At 36.5% G+C, this 1,103-nt stretch carries 1 pseudogene; it reads left to right on the plus strand.

Annotation, left to right across the window (positions count from 1 at the left end):
- Positions 1–288: 288 nt before the first annotated feature.
- Positions 289–1,103, plus strand: a pseudogene (locus PMI13_RS17870) (lectin-like domain-containing protein); the annotation flags it as partial.

The raw sequence follows: 1,103 nt of genomic DNA on the forward strand, positions 1-1,103 counted from the left end.
AATACTCCTTTTAAATATTCAGGCTGGATACTGGTGAAAAACAGGGAATAATACAGATTAAAATAAAGAATTAAAAGGATCGCTCATAATTAGAGTGATCCTTTTTTTTATGAATTTTACTTCAGAAGAAAATATTAAATATTGTCATTTTTATTGTGAAATTTAATATTTATTGAAAAATAACAACACCAAGTAGGAAATGAGTATATAATTAATATCATTTTAACTAATAAATGATTAAAAAACTATAAATTTGTATTACTAATAATTTAAACAGCTTTGTTTCAAATGAAAAAAACTCTACTCACTTATTTTTTTATCATTTTACTAAGTCTGCCTGGCACACTTTTATCCCAAACTTATCAACTTACAGGAAACCCGGTAAACACTACAGGTTGGGATCTGGTTTCAAGTGCGGCTGTCAATGGAGACTTTATACAACTCACCCCGGATCAGGGAGGCCAGTATGGGGCTATAAAACTAGCCAATCCTATCAATCTGAGATACTGCGACAAATGGAAAGTCGAATTTGACTTTAGAATTGACGGAAATGGTACCCCTCAATACGGAAGAGGAGACGGATTCACTTTCTGGTATCTGGCAAATCCGCCAACAGGATTTGTATCGGGAGGAGGGCTGGGAATTCCGGCTAATGCTTCGGGTCTTATGGTAGGCTTTGATATTTTCAACAATACCACTGAAGGACAAATGAGTAAGGTTCACCTTTTATATGGAACCAATAACTCTACCAACAACAATATAGAATTCAATAATACACCGGGAAGCACATTTCACTCACCGGATTTGAACCCTACCCAACCTTTTGTCGGGGCAACTTACAAGCATGTAGAAGTAAACGGAGAGACAGATCTTACCAACCCTACCAACTGGATCATTAAAGTAAGAATTGACGGTGTTCTGATTGTAGATCAATCTTTCGCTCCTTCAGGAGGCGCTATAGGAATGACGCAGGGATACTTCGGTTTCTCGGCAGCTACAGGAGGTGCTTCAGCAAGACACTCTATTAAAAATGCCAAAATATTTGTAGATAAAGTTCCTATTTTAACGAATACCGTAACTCCTTTTGTATGCGTAAATCCTGC

It is taken from the genome of Chryseobacterium populi (assembly GCF_000282115.1).
Lineage (GTDB): Bacteria > Bacteroidota > Bacteroidia > Flavobacteriales > Weeksellaceae > Chryseobacterium > Chryseobacterium populi.